Raw genomic sequence first — 16061 nt, forward strand, 5'->3', positions numbered from 1 at the left:
TCCGGAAAATCCTTGATGGATTGAAGCATGTAAATTTTAAAGCTTGATAAAGTCTTATTTTTCTTATTAAAACTTTATTATGTCTTAAAATATCAGGGTCTTCTGGAGGAAAGTAAAAGATTTATGTTAAAACCCCATTTATCACTGCGTGAATTTTAAAAAGCTCTTTACGTTCACCTGCATATTATGTTCCCTCCTTTTTGTCCAGGGAACAGCCCTTGCTGCAACCGTGCACGGGAACGTCTATGAGTGGTACAGTTTCGAGCCGCTTAATAACGCCGTGATTGAAGTAAATTCGACCCCCGAGCAGTACTTTGTTGCAGTGGACGCTGTATATTCCTTCAACCTGCCACCTGGAAATTATCTTGTAAAAGCGAGCTATTTTGAAGGAAATACCATAGTGTATGCGGCTGAAGAGACGGTTAAGATAACTGAAAACGGGGATTATGTAGTTGACCTTCTCCTCTTTCCTGCATACGAGGAAGAGCTTCTGGACCAGAGCGAATTTGAAGAATTCGATAAGGATTTTGAAGAAGCGGAACTTGTGAGCGAGGACAGTTCCGAGAACACCATGTACTCAACCCTGTTACTGGTCCTATGTATTCTGCTTTTTACCGGATATTTCTGGAAAAAAATACACGGGAAACCCCCGAAAATTTCGGATGCTCCTTTGAAGGAAAACAAACAGTTGAGTGAAAAGAGCCCCGGAAGTGTAGGGAATGCTCTGGAAAACTTTGAGGAATTCAAAGAAAATGCAGGAAATTTTGGAGGTTCCTCAGAAACAAGCCCTGAATCTTCTGCCTTACAGGCTGCTGAAGAAGATACCCGGAACCCTGCGGCAGAGGTTCTTGAACCCGAAGCCTACTCTTCGAAAAAAGAAAAATCTGAAGATAAAACCTCAGGAACCGAAGTCACTTCAGAAGTCGAATCAAAAGAAGGACGGGATGAATCAAAACTTGCTGTATCCCCTCCACTTTCGCAGACGCCGAAAGAACCGATTGCAGAAGTTCCGGATATAGATATCCAGCATGATCCTGAAGCTTACCTTCCGGAAGACCTTAAGGAGGTTCTAGAACTCATCCGTGCGAGCGGGAACCGGATTACCCAGCTGGAACTCAGAAAGAAATCCCGTTATTCCGAGTCCAAGGTAAGCCTGATGCTCTCGGACCTGGAAGAGCGAGGGATGATTGAAAAGTTCAAGAAAGGAAGGGGAAATATTATAAGGATCCAGGATGAGCATGTTTTAAAAAGGGATAATGAAAATAAAAAGGATAAGAAAGGGGAAAGTTCCTGAAATCGTTGAAGATCCCTGGATTGAATACTTCCTCTCCAGGAATGAGACTTCTTCTGAAAAACCGAAAATAGCAAATTATATAACTGAATTCACCTACTAACAGCAGGAAGTATGGGAATACATTTGAAATATTTTAAAATATGATAATTTTAGTTAATACCCTTTTTGCTTCTCATATCTTAAAGATACTTCATAACTGAAATTACACCGAGGGACAATATGCGAGTTTCCATGGACATTGAATTAAAGGATGTGCCCGGGCAGATGCTTTTAGCCCTTCAGCCTCTGTCAGAATGCAGGGCTAACCTGATAACTGTTCTGCACCACCACCAGAAGCTTACCCCCCGAAAAACGGTTCCTGTGCAGCTCGTACTCGAGACCAGACCCGAAAATATCGCAGCCATCAAGGCAAGGCTCGAAGAGAACGGAATCAAAGTCGTAAGGGTCGGTGAGCACCGTTTCAGGGAAAGTATTAACGTGGTCCTGATAGGGCACGTAGTCCATACCGGGATTCAGGATACCATTGATGAAATAGACAAGACCGGATTTGCCGAGGTTGCGGACCTTACCCTTTCCATGCCAGGTATTGATATGCTTTCTTCAGCTCTCATAAAAATCAATGCCCTGGGGAAAGAGGAAATCCAGAAGTCGCTTAACATCCTGAAAGAAGTATCAGCAAAGAAAGACCTGCTGATGGTCCTACCAATAGACGTCCAGGCTTGAAAAAAAGATTTTAGGAGAATATTAAGATGAAAACAGTACGCTGTTCCATTATCGGATTCGGTGCGATCGGACAGGGTGTAGCCGAAGTGCTCCTGATGAAGAAAGAGTACCTGGAAAATATGGGCCTTGACGTCCGCGTGATTGCAGTAGTGGACTCGAAAGGTGCAACCCTCTCTCCCGAGGGGGTGAACCTTGCTGACTGCCTTGCCCGCAAAAGGGAAAAGGGAACAGTTGCCCTGGAAAAAATCACGGGCCTTGAAGTCATCAAATCCATAGACCATGAACTGGTAATCGAAACAACTCCTACTAATATCGAAACCGGGGGGGCCGGACTCCAGAACATGCTTGCAGCTTTCGAAAAAGGACTGGACGTTGTTACTTCTAACAAGGGCCCTCTTACCCTAAACTACCGGGACCTCGTGGAAACCGCAAAGGCAGCAGGTTCGAAGTTCAGGTTTGAGGCAACTGTTGGCGGTTCGATGCCTGTCATCAACTTTGCAAAAGAAGTCCTGGCTGGAAACAATATCAGAAGCGTTAAAGGCATCCTGAACGGGACCTGTAACTATATCCTGACAAGGATGCTGGAAGAAAGGGCAAGTTACACCGACATCCTTGCCGAGTCCATGGAACTCGGGATTGCGGAGACAGATCCAACTTACGATGTTGAAGGAATCGATACCGCCTGCAAACTCGTAATCCTTGCAAACGCCATTTTCGGGCTTGACACCACCTATGGGGATGTCGACGTTACGGGAATTACGAAAATCACTCCCGAAGCCCTGGAAATGGCTTACGAGAACGGACACGTGATCAAACTCATAGGAGAGGTCAGCAGGGACCGGATCCATGTGGCTCCCAGGCTTGTTCCCATTAACCATCCCCTGGCTGTTGGAGGGACCCTCAACGTGGCTTCCCTGGATACCGAACTTGCAGGAGAAATCACTGTTACGGGCAGAGGTGCCGGCTCTGTGGAGACCGCAAGTGCAATTCTCAGTGACCTTGTCTCGATTTACAGGGAGCAGTGAAAGGAAACAGGAAGGCTGCGGATCAAAATCCGGATGCCCGAAGAGCTAAAATAGCTAACACATCGTAAACCAAAAAAATAAAAGCTGCTGGGACCATGACGAGCTTCAGGGAATTTGCAGAGACCTGCCAGGCCATCGAGAAAATATCGAGTACCATAGAAACCACGAATAAGGTTGCGGAATTTCTACGGAAAGTGGAAGTTGAAGAACTGCCCCTGGCAACCCACTTTATCATGAGTGAAGTGTTCCCTGCCTGGACAGGAAAACAGCTGGGGATAGGGACCAGCCTCCTTTATGCGTCTCTTTCGAAAGCGTCGGGGATGTCGGTAAAGAGTATTGAAGCCCTGATCCGGACCACAGGGGACATAGGGGAGACCGCCCTCCTGATCCTGAAGGAAAAGAAGAAAAACCAGGTCACTTTTACTTCTTTCCTGGAAGAGGAGTCCGAATTTTCCATCTCCGAAGTTTACCAGCGTTTCATTACCGCTTCCGAAGCCACGGGAAAAGGCTCCCAGAACTTGAAAATCAAAAATCTCCAGTTCCTTTTCAACTCTTCCAACCCCAGGGAAGCAAAGTTCATAGCCCGCCTCGCCCTTGAAGAGCTGCGCATCGGAGTTGGGGAAGGCGTCGTCAGGGATGCTATTGCAAAGGCTTTCAACGTGCCGGCAGATGTTGTGGAACAAGCTTTTATGGTCACGAACGACCTCGGGGATGTGGCTGCCGCAGCCAAGGCCGAGGGGGTTGAGGGCCTGAAAAAGCTTGGGATCGAAATAAACCGCCCCATCAAAATGATGCTCTCCCAGATCAGCCCGGACATCGATGCTGATATCAGGGACATGAAGGAAGCTGCAATCGAATGGAAGTTCGACGGGGCCAGGGTCCAGATCCACAAGGACAGAAATTCGGTAACCATTTTCTCAAGGAAACTCGAAAACGTAACAAACTCCCTCCCCGACCTTGTGGACATCGTCCGGAAGCATGTGAAAGCTGAATCCGCAATCCTGGACGGGGAAGCCGTAGCTGTGGCAGAAGACGGCAAACCGAGGGCTTTCCAGGAGATCCTGAAGCGTTTCCGGCGCAAGTATGACGTGGCTGAGAAAGCCGCCTCTATTCCGATTCAGCTCAATCTCTTTGACATCATGTACCTGAACGGGGAGACCCTTATCTATCTCCCCCTCCGCGAGCGGCGAAAAGCCCTCAAGTCCTGCGTGGAAAGTTCGGTTGAAGATTCCAGGTCCATTTCCGTAGACGAGCAGGTCATCACAGGCGATCTCGAACTCGTGGAAAAGATCTATCAGGAAGCCCTGGATGCCGGGCACGAAGGCATCATGGTCAAAAATCCGGATTCCATTTATTCCCCTGGAAAACGCGGTAAGAACTGGCTCAAGAAAAAGCCTCTCATGGAAACCCTTGACCTGGTGGTCATCGGTGCAGAATGGGGTTTCGGGAGACGTGCCAACCTTATAGGCTCGTACACAGTCGGCTGCTATGACTCTGATACGACCCGTTTCCTGCAGATCGGCAAGGTAGGCACCGGCCTGAGTGACGAACAGCTAAAAGAGCTCACAGAAATGCTCTCCGGGCTCATGGGCGGGGAAGCCGGAGGAGTTTTTGCCGTCCGGCCAAAAGTCGTGGTCGAAATCGCTTTCGAAGAAATCCAGAAGAGCCCCAACTACGACTCGGGTTTTGCCCTGCGTTTCCCCCGCTTCATCCGCATCCGGAACGATAAAGCCCCTGATGAAGCCGACAGCATCCAGCGGATCGAAAGGGTCTATTCCCAGCAGCGGAAAAAGCTTTGAACCTTGACCGGCGACTCTTATTAATTTTTATTAGGAGTTCCGAACTGTGTTTAATTTCGGAGTTTTGAATCCTGAAATCTAAAATATACTCGAACAGGTCACCCCTCAAATATACTCGAACAGGTCACCCCTCAAATATACTTGAACAGGTCATCCCGCTTCATTTCGTGCAACCTGTCTTTCAGGAGGCTCTTGAGGGGTTTTAACTCCCCTTTCTTGACGCTGATCGGGGCGATCAGGTGTTTCCAGTTTTCCCATGGGGGCTCAAGCCCAAGGCGGGCTGCGATTTCATCCAGGAGAGGGTCATACTCGTTTTCTTTGACTTTGTCCATCTTGTTTGCAGCTATCAGGGTATCGATCCCGACTTCCCTCAGGAAATCGAACATCTCAATGTCAATGGGAATCTGGTCCCTGGCATCCCAGCGGTCGACGACATCCGGGAAGAAGGGGCCGTCTATCACCAGGACTCCAAGCTTGATCCTTTCGGCATTGTTTTCGATGTAGTGTACAATCTTGTCTTTCACGATATCCTGTTTCCGGTCCTTGACCCCGCTCATAAAACCGAAGCCCGGCATGTCGGTGACGAGCAGGTCCGAGAGCTGGACGTGGAAGGGGCGCAGGGTAACCCCGGGGCGTTTTCCGACCCTTACTTTTGCTCCGAAAAGTTCCTTTATGAGAGAGGATTTGCCCACATTGGAGCGCCCGACGAAGAGGATTTCAAGGTTTGTACCGTTTTGTTCCACGGTTTTGCTTGCTTTCATTTTTTCTTTACCTCATTTCTGCTTCTCCAAGCCCGGCATCGAAGGCGTGGAGAAAAGCCTCAAAAGATTCTTCGGGGATGCGTGCCCCCCCCGCGTGAGGATGCCCTCCGCCGCTTCCCCCGAACCGGGGAGCAATGCTGCGCAGGAGCCGGTTCACATCTGCCTGTCCCCTGGAACGGATGCTCAGGTCGTATATCCCTTTTTTCGGACGGTTTTCGGCTGCAATGCCAACTTCCTTCCGTCCGTATGAGGCTGCGTAGATAGCTGCTTTTGAAATGGAGTTATTCGTATTTACAATATACGCGCTGTTTTTCAGGACTTTCACGTTTTGTTTGACAAAGACCCGGATCTTTTCTTCGTTCAGGGCCGCATCCCGGGCAAGGTCCAGTAGGTCCGGAATCCTTGAAGGAATCCTATCCCTTGAGAGAGGATTCAGGAGAGTCCTTTTGAATTCGTAGTCCTTGCCTTTCTGGAGCACCGCCTGGATCAAGGTCCCTGCCTGGAAGTAGAGGCTTCGTTTGTCCCAGTCCCTGACCCAGTGCTTCACGTGGGGCGTGTTGTCGCAAAAGTCTCCTATAGCCCCGTAAATGGCAACCCTCCTCATGTCCCGGCTCAGAAGGTCTTCAAAGGCACGGAAGGTTAGTTCAGAACTGCAGGGTCCTGTGCAGTCATTGTAAAACCATTCTTCCCCCCCTTTTTCATCTTCCATACAGCTTTCCGGGAGAGGGTGGTGGTCAATGTAGTAGAGGTTACACTTTTTAGCAAGGTCCTGGAGCCTGGAGTAAAGTTCGAAGCAGTGCCTTTCATTAATTGCGATGTCACAGATGATGAGGTTTTTAACGTCTCTGATCTCGTTCAGCTTATCCAGAAGGCTAACCGGATTTGTGAAGTATACGGATGCATCCGGGTAGGCACTCTTTGCAATGGCACCCGAGCATATCCCGTCCGAATCTCCATGGGTCAGGATCAGGGTTTTTGCTGTTAGCAGGTCGTGGGGTTCTTTCATTCTGGGCTTCCTTTTTTCTTTTACTGGATAGTAAAGAAGTTCTTTTTCATATTTTTAAACTTTCACTTATTTTCAGACAGCAGGTTTATTCGCCGGGGAAAGCTTGAAAAATCAGCTTCTTTCGGGAAATGGGGAAGCTGCTTGAAAAAGGTATGAGCAAATTAAATGGGTAAAAGAACTGTGCGGATATAAGTGTTGAAAAATTAGTAGGAGAAAAGTTGATGCTCCCCGGAAATCCGGGAGATTATAGTCCCGGAAGTAAATATTTACACTTATATTATAACCACAGAAGACACGGAAAGCACGGAATGATTGTGTCTCTATTTCCTTTCCTTTATTCCGTGTTTTCCGTGCTTTCAGTGGTTTAACTTCCATCTGAGATCAGTGAAAAAATTTGGGCCATTGACTATAGTTCAAAAAGAATTTTTGAAGAGTTTATAAAAAGAGGTTCTTAAAAAAGAATCTCAAAAAAAGAATCTCAAAAAAAGAATCTCAAAAAGAGTGTTTTAAAACACTCTCCTGAGTAATTTTCAGACCAGCCCTTTTTCAGACAATCCCTTTTTTCCTGAGCCCTGCAATTCCAAGAAGCCCGAGGCCTGCGAGAAGGGCTCCGAAACCCGGGGTGTCCCCGTAATCCTCTTCGGTCCCGCCGGTTTTCACATGGGTATCATCGCGCTCTTCGTTCTTTTCCTGGTTGGATTCAGTTGTCCCTGTGGGCTTCTGCTGTTCGCTGCTTGCTTCCAGGGTCAGGGTCCCGACATTCACGACAGGCGGGGTATCGGAATAGACTTCTCCCTTGTAGCTTTCGAGGTCGATGAAAGTTGCTTTGCAGGGAGGCAGCTGAATTTCTCCTTCGTTGTGCATCTGCAGGATGTATTTGATTTTCTTTGCCCCGCCGCCGCTCTGGAGGACTCCTTTGTAGCTTGTTTCCCCGCTTATGAATTTAGCTTCGGGGGGAACGGTATCTGTTACCGTCACGCTTGAGTCAACGTTGCCTGAGTTCTTTACTGTGACCGTTACCGTCAGTTCGTCTCCTTCCTTAAGCTGCTTTGTGCTGAGTGATTTGGTAAGGATTATGTTCGGACCGTAGATTTTGGTCTTGTCGGAATTGTCGGATTCGACTTTTTTGCTCGCCCCGTTGGGCAGGGTGAAAGTAGCAACTGCTTTTGGGAAGGTGAAAGTTCCAGGTTTCTCCGGGATAAGCGTATACTTGAAGACATCTGCAGCAACCTCTCCTGCTTCCAGGGAAAGGGTTGTGCCAAGCTCAATATCTTCTTCAAGCCGCATGCCCGAGACCAGCGTATCCGTAAGTTCGATATCCTTAATAGCGCAGAGGCCGCCATTCCGGACTGACATTGAAACATATACGGGTTCTCCCATGTGGCGCTCTTTTGTTGCACTCTTCGAAACTATGAGGTCCCATTTCCGCTTGATTTTTATGGTTTTTGACCCCTCGTCTTCGTACTCCTCACCCTTGAAATCCTCGAACTCGGTCTTTACGATAATTTTGTAATTGGTATCTTCCCAGGGTGCCGGTGTCTTCAATGTGAGGGTAATCGGCTCCAATGCTTCGCCTTTCAGGACCTTTGTGTAAGTGTACTTTGTTTTTCCACTTATTACCTCAAGCCCTGCAGTGTCAATTGTCAGCACAACGTTTTCGGCTTTTGCGTCTCCGTCGTTCTTAACGTTTATCGTCACATCTATCCTGCTGTCAGAAGCAGATTTCGGGTCGTAGCTGTCCTGGTCCGTGTCAACGTCGATATCGAAACCGGGTTTTCCCCTGAGGAGAATATCCAGCTGGGCATAAGGGTTCCAGTTGTCAGTTTTGAACTCTACCCCGTTCTTTTTAATGATTTCATAATTAGGGTCCACTTTCTGGGCATAGACCTTTATTTCATCGTCATATTCGAGTTCCAGCCCCGCAGCAAGAGGGCCACTTTTCAGTTCTTCCCCATCTTTTGAAATAGTGACAAACACCGTTCCTTCGTCATGAAAGTCTTCTGCTTTAACTACATAGCCTCCGACTGTGACGGAATCTCCCCAGTAAAGTTTTTTATCGTTAAGCTTCTCCACCCACTCCACATCATCTGCAGCAAGAGCAGCAGTAGAAAGGCAGGAGAGGATAAAAACGACGAGTAATGCCAAAAGTAAGTTTTTTTTAACCATAGTTATCCCTCCCTTAATTTACATTGATGATACAGTACCCTCATGCTCCGGAAACATTTACACATTCTTACGTATTACGCATTCTAGCGTATTCTTTCATTCATTCTTTTAAGTGATAATCGTTATAGATTGGTACACTGATTATAAATGCTTTTCAAATTTTTCCGTTAGATTATTTCATTTTGCAACTTTCTTCTCTTTTCATTGCACTATTTTTGCCTTTATGCCTGTAATTTGACAGATGTCTTTGTAAATATCTTTTTTTAACATATTTTAAGTTTTGTGGATATTTATAATAAATTTTTTGAATTTGTTGTTTGGTGAAGGTTTATGAACCTTTCCCTTTTACCTCCCGAGCCCTGCTGTGCGAAATTAAAGAAAAGTATAAATAGGGGTCAAACTCCCCGAAAACCGGAGTTTAAAAAATGTCCGGAGTTTAAGTTAACGAGATGGGATTGAATGAATATCATTGAACGGGGTGTAAGTGCCTGGGTGTAAGCGCCTGGGTGTAAGCGCCTGGATATAATTACATAAATATCAGTGCAAAGGGTGTAAGTGTGGAGAATGCAAGTATGCAGAATTTAAGTGTGCAGAATATTGATCAGGAAAGGGATATTTAAATATCCGGGGAAACTTAGTACGTGACGATCCTGAAATAGTAAGAATTTACATTCTTAAGAGGGGCTTTTCCATGGAACTTGCAAAAATAGTAGAAATTCTTGAAGAAATCGCACCTCCTGAACTTGCGGAGGACTTTGATGAAGGTAGGATAGGGCTAATCCTGGACCTGGAAAACGACGTTCAAAAAATTGCAGTTGCCCTGGACGCGAACGCTTACGTCCTTGAAAAAGCTGCTGAAATCAGGGCGGACCTGCTGATTACCCACCATACCCTGATCTTCAGGCCGGTAAATATAATTCCAAAGCCTCTTGCAACCTCTCTCAGGCTTGCCCTTGAGAACGGCATATCCCTCTACAGCATGCATACCAATTACGACCGGGCTAAAGGAGGAGTAAATGATGTGCTTGCGGCGCGTTTAGGGCTCCGGGATATCGAGGACGTGGAAATTGGACGGATCGGGAAAGTCGATCCCTGCTCCTCTGCGGAACTGGCTGCCCGTGTTTCGGAGTGCCTCAAGACCCCTGTAATGTACGCCGGGGAAAAAGAGGGGATAAAGCGCGTAATGGTTTTCGGGGGCAGTGGCTTTCGGAACGAATACATCCAGATTGCCCGGGAAAGAGGTGCTGAAGCCTTTGTATCCTCCGAACTGAAGCACGATGTCCTCAGGTCGAACGGAGACCTCTGCCTGATTGATGCCACCCACTACGCCACGGAAAACCCCGGAATGGAAGCCCTCTGCCCCAGGCTCAGGGAACTGCTCGGCCTTGAGGTGGAATTCATCGAGCAGCCTTCGGGGCTCAAAGCAATAACGTGGGGCTGAATTACGTTTTATCCCTAATTTAGAGGTGCAGGATCATGTATGTGGGAAAAGATATCATGGAAAAGGAAAGGGAAATGAAAAGGGAAAACGAAAAACAGGAAGAAATGCCAGATGATGAAGCCCTGGAAGCTCTGCTTCGTGAACAGTGTGAAAAGCAGGTACGTTCCGATTACAGGCGAAGCCTTGGAAATGAAGCTTGCAGGCGATATAAGGAGTAAGATGCGACGAGTGGACTTCTAAAAGTGTAAAGTATCCACTCTTTCAACTCTTATCTCCCTGGTACTCGAATTGCCGGTTTTTTCTTGTGGAATGACTGCCTGCTTCTCAGTCTTTTTCCATTCTTCGGTTTTCTATTGTCTTTGTAGCTGGAATGTCAATTCCGAACATCTTTTTTACTGTTTCTGATTGCAGCATTGCGCCTGAAATTAAAATAACCCATCCGAAAGGAAACAGAGCCAATAAGAGGCAATATGCTGAAATCGCAAATATAATCGACTTTCCTGCAAACCCTCTTGTGCTCACCTTAGCCACCCCCGTGTGCTTTTGAAAGGCTTTATGCTTTAGAAGGCTTTATGGAGTATATGTACAGGATGTTATATTAACACTTTCTTTAGCTTATATTATAAACAGCTCACAACTAACAGATTACACTCGATATGCAGATAAAACCATAGGCAGCTATTAACAAGACTGCTTCTTCAAAAGCTGTTTTTCGAGATAGGCTTCAAGGTGCCTTATGACCTTTCGGATTTCTTCGGTTTTTGGAAGAGAAGACATGATTATTTCCAGGTAGCGTGTTTCTTTGAGGAGGGAAAAGGTCTCGGAGAAATTGATGTCAAAGACCCAGCTCAGGCGAAGGAGTTTAACGTCGTTCCGGTTTCTGACATCCTTTATTTTTGCCATCCTGTTGTTCATTATGTCTTCTATTACGGCTTTCGAGTATTCCGGGGTATCGGGCAAATAAAGTTCAAGAGCCGGATTCGGACATTTATCATCTTCGTAGTCTTCGCATATTATCCGGAGGATGTCAAGTTTGTCGGCATCCCTGATCAGCCTTGAGTAAAAAAGCAGTTCCGGAAAGTTTGAGGTGGCTTCAGGGATCTCCATGAGGTTGTGGTATTCCACGGCTTTTAGAATAATGTCGCTCTCCTCCGGGACCAGGTGGGAAAGTATCCCGGCTTTTTTCAGGATTTTCACTCCCAGGACAGCATGGTTTTCGGACTCGGAATCTTTGAAGGTTTTGTATTTCAGGAACTGTTCAAAACGTCCCAGATCGTGGAAAAGAGCTACAGTTTCGGCAAGAAGGGATTCATTTTCCCCGAGTTTTTCAGCTTTTGCGAGCAAAAGGATATTTTCGCAGACTTTTTTTGTATGTTCGGCTTTGAGTTCTATGTTTTCCCGGACAAAAGGATCAGAGGAATAGAAATCTGTTATATAGTCTGAGAACCATTTTCGGAAAAAAGCCAGGTCTTCTTTTTGCATGCTTTTGGATAGGAAATTTCATTGTATATATTTTGTGCGGGTCTCCCCGAAAATTCATCTACCGGATAATTCCGGGGCTTTGTTTCCGAGAGGACATATTTTTCCCCCGGATTAAGGCTCACTGGATAGAAACATTCAAGATCGGAAGATGATGACAGTGAATTTTACTTGATAAGGGGATCTGCCCTTAAGATCTTCTTCTGCTCTCAAGTTTCTTTCTGCTCAAGTTTCTTTTTTACTCGAGCTTTTTTGCTATTTAAACACTTTTTAAAATTTGCGTACTTTGATATTGGTGCAACTGCAATAAAGGAAAAAAACTTGAATAATAAGTAAAGAATAGTTGAATACTGGATGAAGATTACCTGAATTAATAAATATAAATATCTGGATACCAGATAAAGGTACTAGAATTATTAAGTAAAGAAAACTTGAATTAGCTGGAATGTACGTGCTATGTATATTTGGGTCGATAGAGATTTATTTTATTTGCCTGATCTATATATATATCAACCATTTTCATGGTTCAAGATGTGATCTTTATGTGTTGTAGCTATCTTGTATATTAAGGATATTAGTTTGGATTACAGGTATTAAAGGATATTAGTTTAGATTACAGGTATTAAGGATATTAGTTTAGATTACAGGTATTAAGGATGTCAATGTATAATTAAAGTATTAAGGATGTTAGGTTATATCACAGGTAAAGAATGCATATGCTGGATTGTATACGTGCCGGATTGTATAAGTGCTGAATCCTATGTGAAGTATAACTTATACAAAGGGAATTCATCTGGAAAAAGCCGGGGTATTTAATGAGCTCAGTTAAAAAAGTGCGGTCGGTTATTAATTCATTAGTTATCTTGAGTGCTTGTTTGCTCTTCATTTCAGCGGGAGCTTTCTTCCCTACTGCTGAAGCTATTACATTTAAAGGACTGGTTGCAAGTGCCGGAGGACCTGAAAATACTTCTCCTCTCGAGGAGATAATTGCCCAGAACCCTTCTTCTGTGGAAGGTTTACTTGACAAAGGTAATGCACTTTATTCTTTTGGGGAATATGAGCTTTCGATAGAGTGCTATGATAAAGCTCTTGAACTCGACCCTGATTCCTCGGTTGCCTTGTATGGCAAAGCCTGTGCCCTTGACGAACTCGGCATGTATGAAAACGCAATCGAAAGTTATAACAGGGCTTTTGAAACCTCTCCTGACTCCTTTGAAAGCTGGTATGAAAGGGGTGACGAGTTTTACAGGATTAAAAGCTATGCTGAGGCCGCCGATTGTTATGAGAACGCTCTGGCTTTTGACTCTTACCGTGCCAGAATCCTTTATCGTGAAGGCCTCGCATTTGAGAAACTGGGTCTGGACCAGCATGCCTTTGTTTCTTATGATAACTCGATTGAGTACAATGAAAACTGTTCCAGGGCTCTTTACATGCAGGGGATGGCCTATGCAGGTTTTGAAAGGTATGACAAGGCAACAGGATGTTTTAATGAAGCCCTGAATATTACCCCTGACAATTCCGAACTCTGGTATCAGAAGGGGGTAGTTTTTGACAGTCTCGAGAATTATGAGGCTGCTGTGGAATGTTATGATGTGGCTCTTTCTCTCGATCCTGTCTCGGTTGAAGCCTGGTACAACAGGGGAATGAATTTTGACAGGATGGGTATGGAACTTGAAAACCTGAGTAAGGACTTTGAAAACCAGGGAGAGCCCCAGGAATCTTCAAAGTATAACCAGGAGGCAAGAGCACGTTACCAGGAAGCTTTAACCTGTTACGACTCTGTCCTTGTTTCGGACCCCGATAATCTCGATGCTCTTCAGAGAAAAGGTGCGGATCTGGAAAAGCTTGAAAGATACTCCGAAGCTATCCAGTGCTACGATAAAATCCTTACATACGACCCTGAAAACTCCGATGCCTGGTATGGCAAGGGTGCCGCACTTTATGCAATGGGACAGTACGACGCCGCAATAAAATGTTATGAAATGGCCCTCAACCCGAATACGGGAGTTGAGGTTGAAGAAGCCGGAGACGTGCTTATTCAGAAACTGAGAGCTTATGACTCTTCCCTGGCATGTTACCCGGCTGCCCCGGACTTCGATTCGGAAGCTGTCAGGATCCTGTACGATAAGGGTCTGGCTTTCGATAAACTTGAAAATTACGAAGCTGCGATAGATTGCTACACCCAGGCCCTTGAAGAGGAGCCCGCCCAGCCTGTGGTCTGGTACCGGAAAGCCCGGAACCTTGACCGTCTTGACAGGTATGGAGAGGCTGTGGAATGTTACAGCAAAGCCCTGAAACTGGACCCTGAATGTCCTAAGGCCTGGTACGAGAAAGGGTTCGATTACTCAAGGCTCGGGAAGCATAAGGATGCCGTGAAATCCTATGATAAGGCTCTTGCTCAGGATGAAAATTATACCCTTGCCTGGTACAGCAAAGCCTCTGCCCTGACTCAACTGGGGGAACACGAAGAGTCACTCGAATGTTATGACAGAGTTCTTGCTTTTGTCCCGGACAGTGTTGAGATCTGGTATAACAAGGGTCTTGCCTTTGACCAGCTTGGCAGGTACGGGGAAGCCGTAGAATGCTATAATGAAGCTCTCAGGATCAACCCCGCATATGCCCCTGCCCGTTTCAAGCTGAATGAGAACCTTGAGTTGCTCTCGAATACCGGAACCTTCGAAGCTCCTGCAGGGAATACCACGGGTGCCAGCACCCTTGACGGGCTGCTTGCAAGCGGATTCTGGTCCTATCTCCTGGGTTACCAGAACCTGAATTCAGAAGAGTATTCCCAGGACTTTGACCCAGGAAGTGTTGAGTTCCTGGATTCGGGGTTCGGCTATGATGCATCCTGGTACGGGAAAGCTTCAGCCGGCAGGAAACTGGAAATGTACGAGGATGCACTTGCCTGTTATGACATGGCTTTGATGATCAACCCCGAACATGTTGATGCCTGGTACGAGCAAGCCCTGGTCCTAGGAAAGCTAGGAAGGTATGAGAATGCTTTTGAAGCCTATGAAAAAGCCGCCACTCTGGACCCGCAGGCCGGGAAAGCCTGGTACGGCATGGCTTCGGCTGTAAACAAGCTTGGGAGGTACGATGAGGCACTAACGTACTACGACAGGGTGCTCGTGCTCGAACCTGCTAATTCCAGAGCCCTGGCCGAGAAAGCTTCGATCCTTGTCGGACTCGAGAGGTACGAGGAAGCCGTCCCTTGCTACAACAAACTCCTGGAGCTTGAGCCTGATAACCTTGAGGGCATTAGCGGCAGGGCTTCGGTTCTGGTAAAGCTCGGCAGACATGAGGAAGCAGTATCCGATTATGACCGCATCCTGAAGCTTGAGCCTGTAAATATTCAGGCAGAAATTGGGAAAGCTTCGGTTCTTGAAGAAATTGGAAGGTACGAAGAGGCGGTTGCAAGTTATGACCGGATCCTTGAACTCCAGCCAGGCAGTACGGACGTGCTATTCAGGAAAGCTACAGCCCTGGAAATGCTCGGAAACTTCGAGGCAGCAATTGGCTGTTATGACAGAGTCCTTGAGCTGAACTCAGTGAGCATCGAGGCGTACAACAGAAAAGGTTTTGCCCTTCATAGGATGGAAAGGTACCAGGAAGCTATCGCCTGCTATAATAAAGCCCTGGAGTACGCTCCCAATAACGCCGCAGCCTGGTATTTCAAAGGGCTTGCCCAGTATTCGGCAAGCAGCCATACCGCAGCCCTAGCAAGTTTCGATAAAACGGTCCAGTTAAAGCCTAACTGCATCACGGCCTGGTACAACAAGGGGTACATCTACAACGTGCTGGGAGACGTTGAAGAAGCCATCATTAACTATGACAGGGCTCTTACAATCGACCCCAACTCGCCTTCAGCCCTTTATAACAAGCGTTTTGCCCTCTATCGCATAAAGAGATACACCGAAGCTTCGGATTGCAAGACCAAGCTCGATGCCCTTGACCCGGGCTTTGTGGGAGCCCTGCAGGACAGGGGAACGAAGTACTTCTTCCCCGACACCTACAGTGAGACTCTGGACTACACCCTGCCCACCAGGTGGTATGAAGATTCGGGAAACGTCTCGGAAAGTGTGAATGGAAATGAGTCTGCAGGTTCCCAGTCTCCAGACTCATTCCCCACTTGAAGATTTCTGACTGAACCAATACACTGAACCAATACACTGAACCAATACACTGAACCAATACACTGAACCAATACAACTGAACCAATACACTGAACCAATACAACTGAACCAATACACTGAACCAATACACTGAACCAATACACTGAACCAATACACTGGTGCGGCATCAAAAGAGCTCAGAAACACCGGTTGATTGGCTATTCAGGCCTCCTCTCTTAAAGCTTTTGAGAGGAG

General features: G+C 46.4%; 12 protein-coding genes. 7 read left to right on the forward strand and 5 right to left on the reverse strand.

The genetic code is table 11. The features are described from left to right. The first annotated feature begins 148 nt into the window (after positions 1-148). The 4 genes from ACSAZK_RS05730 to ACSAZK_RS05745 all read left to right on the forward strand — a co-directional run bounded on the left by ACSAZK_RS05730 (position 149) and on the right by ACSAZK_RS05745 (position 4841). Positions 149-1294, forward strand: coding sequence for a helix-turn-helix transcriptional regulator (locus ACSAZK_RS05730; protein WP_440956421.1), 1146 nt, complete (start codon positions 149-151; stop codon positions 1292-1294). Positions 1295-1513: 219 nt separating this feature from the next. After that, positions 1514-2017 (forward strand): amino acid-binding protein, encoded by a 504-nt coding sequence (locus ACSAZK_RS05735; protein ID WP_048177971.1) that lies wholly within the window; start codon positions 1514-1516, stop codon positions 2015-2017. A gap of 26 nt (positions 2018-2043) precedes the next feature. Then, on the forward strand, positions 2044-3042 hold the full coding sequence (locus ACSAZK_RS05740) for a homoserine dehydrogenase (RefSeq protein ID WP_440956422.1): 999 nt from the start codon (positions 2044-2046) through the stop codon (positions 3040-3042). A gap of 95 nt (positions 3043-3137) precedes the next feature. Further along, the gene (locus ACSAZK_RS05745; RefSeq protein WP_440956423.1) at positions 3138-4841 is read left to right on the forward strand and encodes an ATP-dependent DNA ligase; all 1704 of its coding nucleotides are present in this window, start codon (positions 3138-3140) and stop codon (positions 4839-4841) included. A 131-nt stretch (positions 4842-4972) separates the two neighbouring features. Here the strand turns inward: ACSAZK_RS05745 and engB are convergent, their stop codons facing one another. The 3 genes from engB to ACSAZK_RS05760 form a co-directional block, all read right to left on the reverse strand. Further along, positions 4973-5602, reverse strand: a complete 630-nt coding sequence (gene engB / locus ACSAZK_RS05750; RefSeq protein WP_440956424.1) for a GTP-binding protein EngB — start codon at positions 5600-5602, stop codon at positions 4973-4975. Positions 5603-5609: 7 nt separating this feature from the next. Beyond that, positions 5610-6608: a DHHA1 domain-containing protein gene (locus tag ACSAZK_RS05755; RefSeq protein ID WP_440956425.1), complete on the reverse strand. Its 999-nt coding sequence runs from the start codon at positions 6606-6608 to the stop codon at positions 5610-5612. Positions 6609-7154: 546 nt separating this feature from the next. Next, the gene (locus tag ACSAZK_RS05760; RefSeq protein WP_440956426.1) at positions 7155-8774 is read right to left on the reverse strand and encodes a BatD family protein; all 1620 of its coding nucleotides are present in this window, start codon (positions 8772-8774) and stop codon (positions 7155-7157) included. A 691-nt stretch (positions 8775-9465) separates the two neighbouring features. On the opposite strand from ACSAZK_RS05760, the gene ACSAZK_RS05765 reads away from it, so the two are divergent. After that, entirely contained in the window at positions 9466-10215 is a 750-nt protein-coding gene (locus ACSAZK_RS05765; RefSeq protein ID WP_440956427.1) for a Nif3-like dinuclear metal center hexameric protein, read from the forward strand. A 35-nt stretch (positions 10216-10250) separates the two neighbouring features. Further along, positions 10251-10433 carry a hypothetical protein gene (locus ACSAZK_RS05770; protein WP_440956428.1) on the forward strand — a complete coding sequence of 61 codons (183 nt, stop codon included), beginning with the start codon at positions 10251-10253 and terminating at the stop codon, positions 10431-10433. 106 nt (positions 10434-10539) lie between these two features. Here the strand turns inward: ACSAZK_RS05770 and ACSAZK_RS05775 are convergent, their stop codons facing one another. Together ACSAZK_RS05775 and ACSAZK_RS05780 are read right to left on the reverse strand one after the other, a co-directional pair. Next, entirely contained in the window at positions 10540-10737 is a 198-nt protein-coding gene (locus ACSAZK_RS05775) for a hypothetical protein (RefSeq protein WP_440956429.1), read from the reverse strand. A 159-nt stretch (positions 10738-10896) separates the two neighbouring features. Further along, positions 10897-11697 carry an HD domain-containing protein gene (locus ACSAZK_RS05780; RefSeq protein ID WP_440956430.1) on the reverse strand — a complete coding sequence of 267 codons (801 nt, stop codon included), beginning with the start codon at positions 11695-11697 and terminating at the stop codon, positions 10897-10899. 872 nt (positions 11698-12569) lie between these two features. On the opposite strand from ACSAZK_RS05780, the gene ACSAZK_RS05785 reads away from it, so the two are divergent. Continuing rightward, entirely contained in the window at positions 12570-15827 is a 3258-nt protein-coding gene (locus ACSAZK_RS05785) for a tetratricopeptide repeat protein (RefSeq protein ID WP_440956431.1), read from the forward strand. Positions 15828-16061 lie beyond the last annotated feature (234 nt).

Origin of the sequence: Methanosarcina sediminis (assembly GCF_052056915.1) — an archaeon.
Classification (GTDB): domain Archaea; phylum Halobacteriota; class Methanosarcinia; order Methanosarcinales; family Methanosarcinaceae; genus MTP4.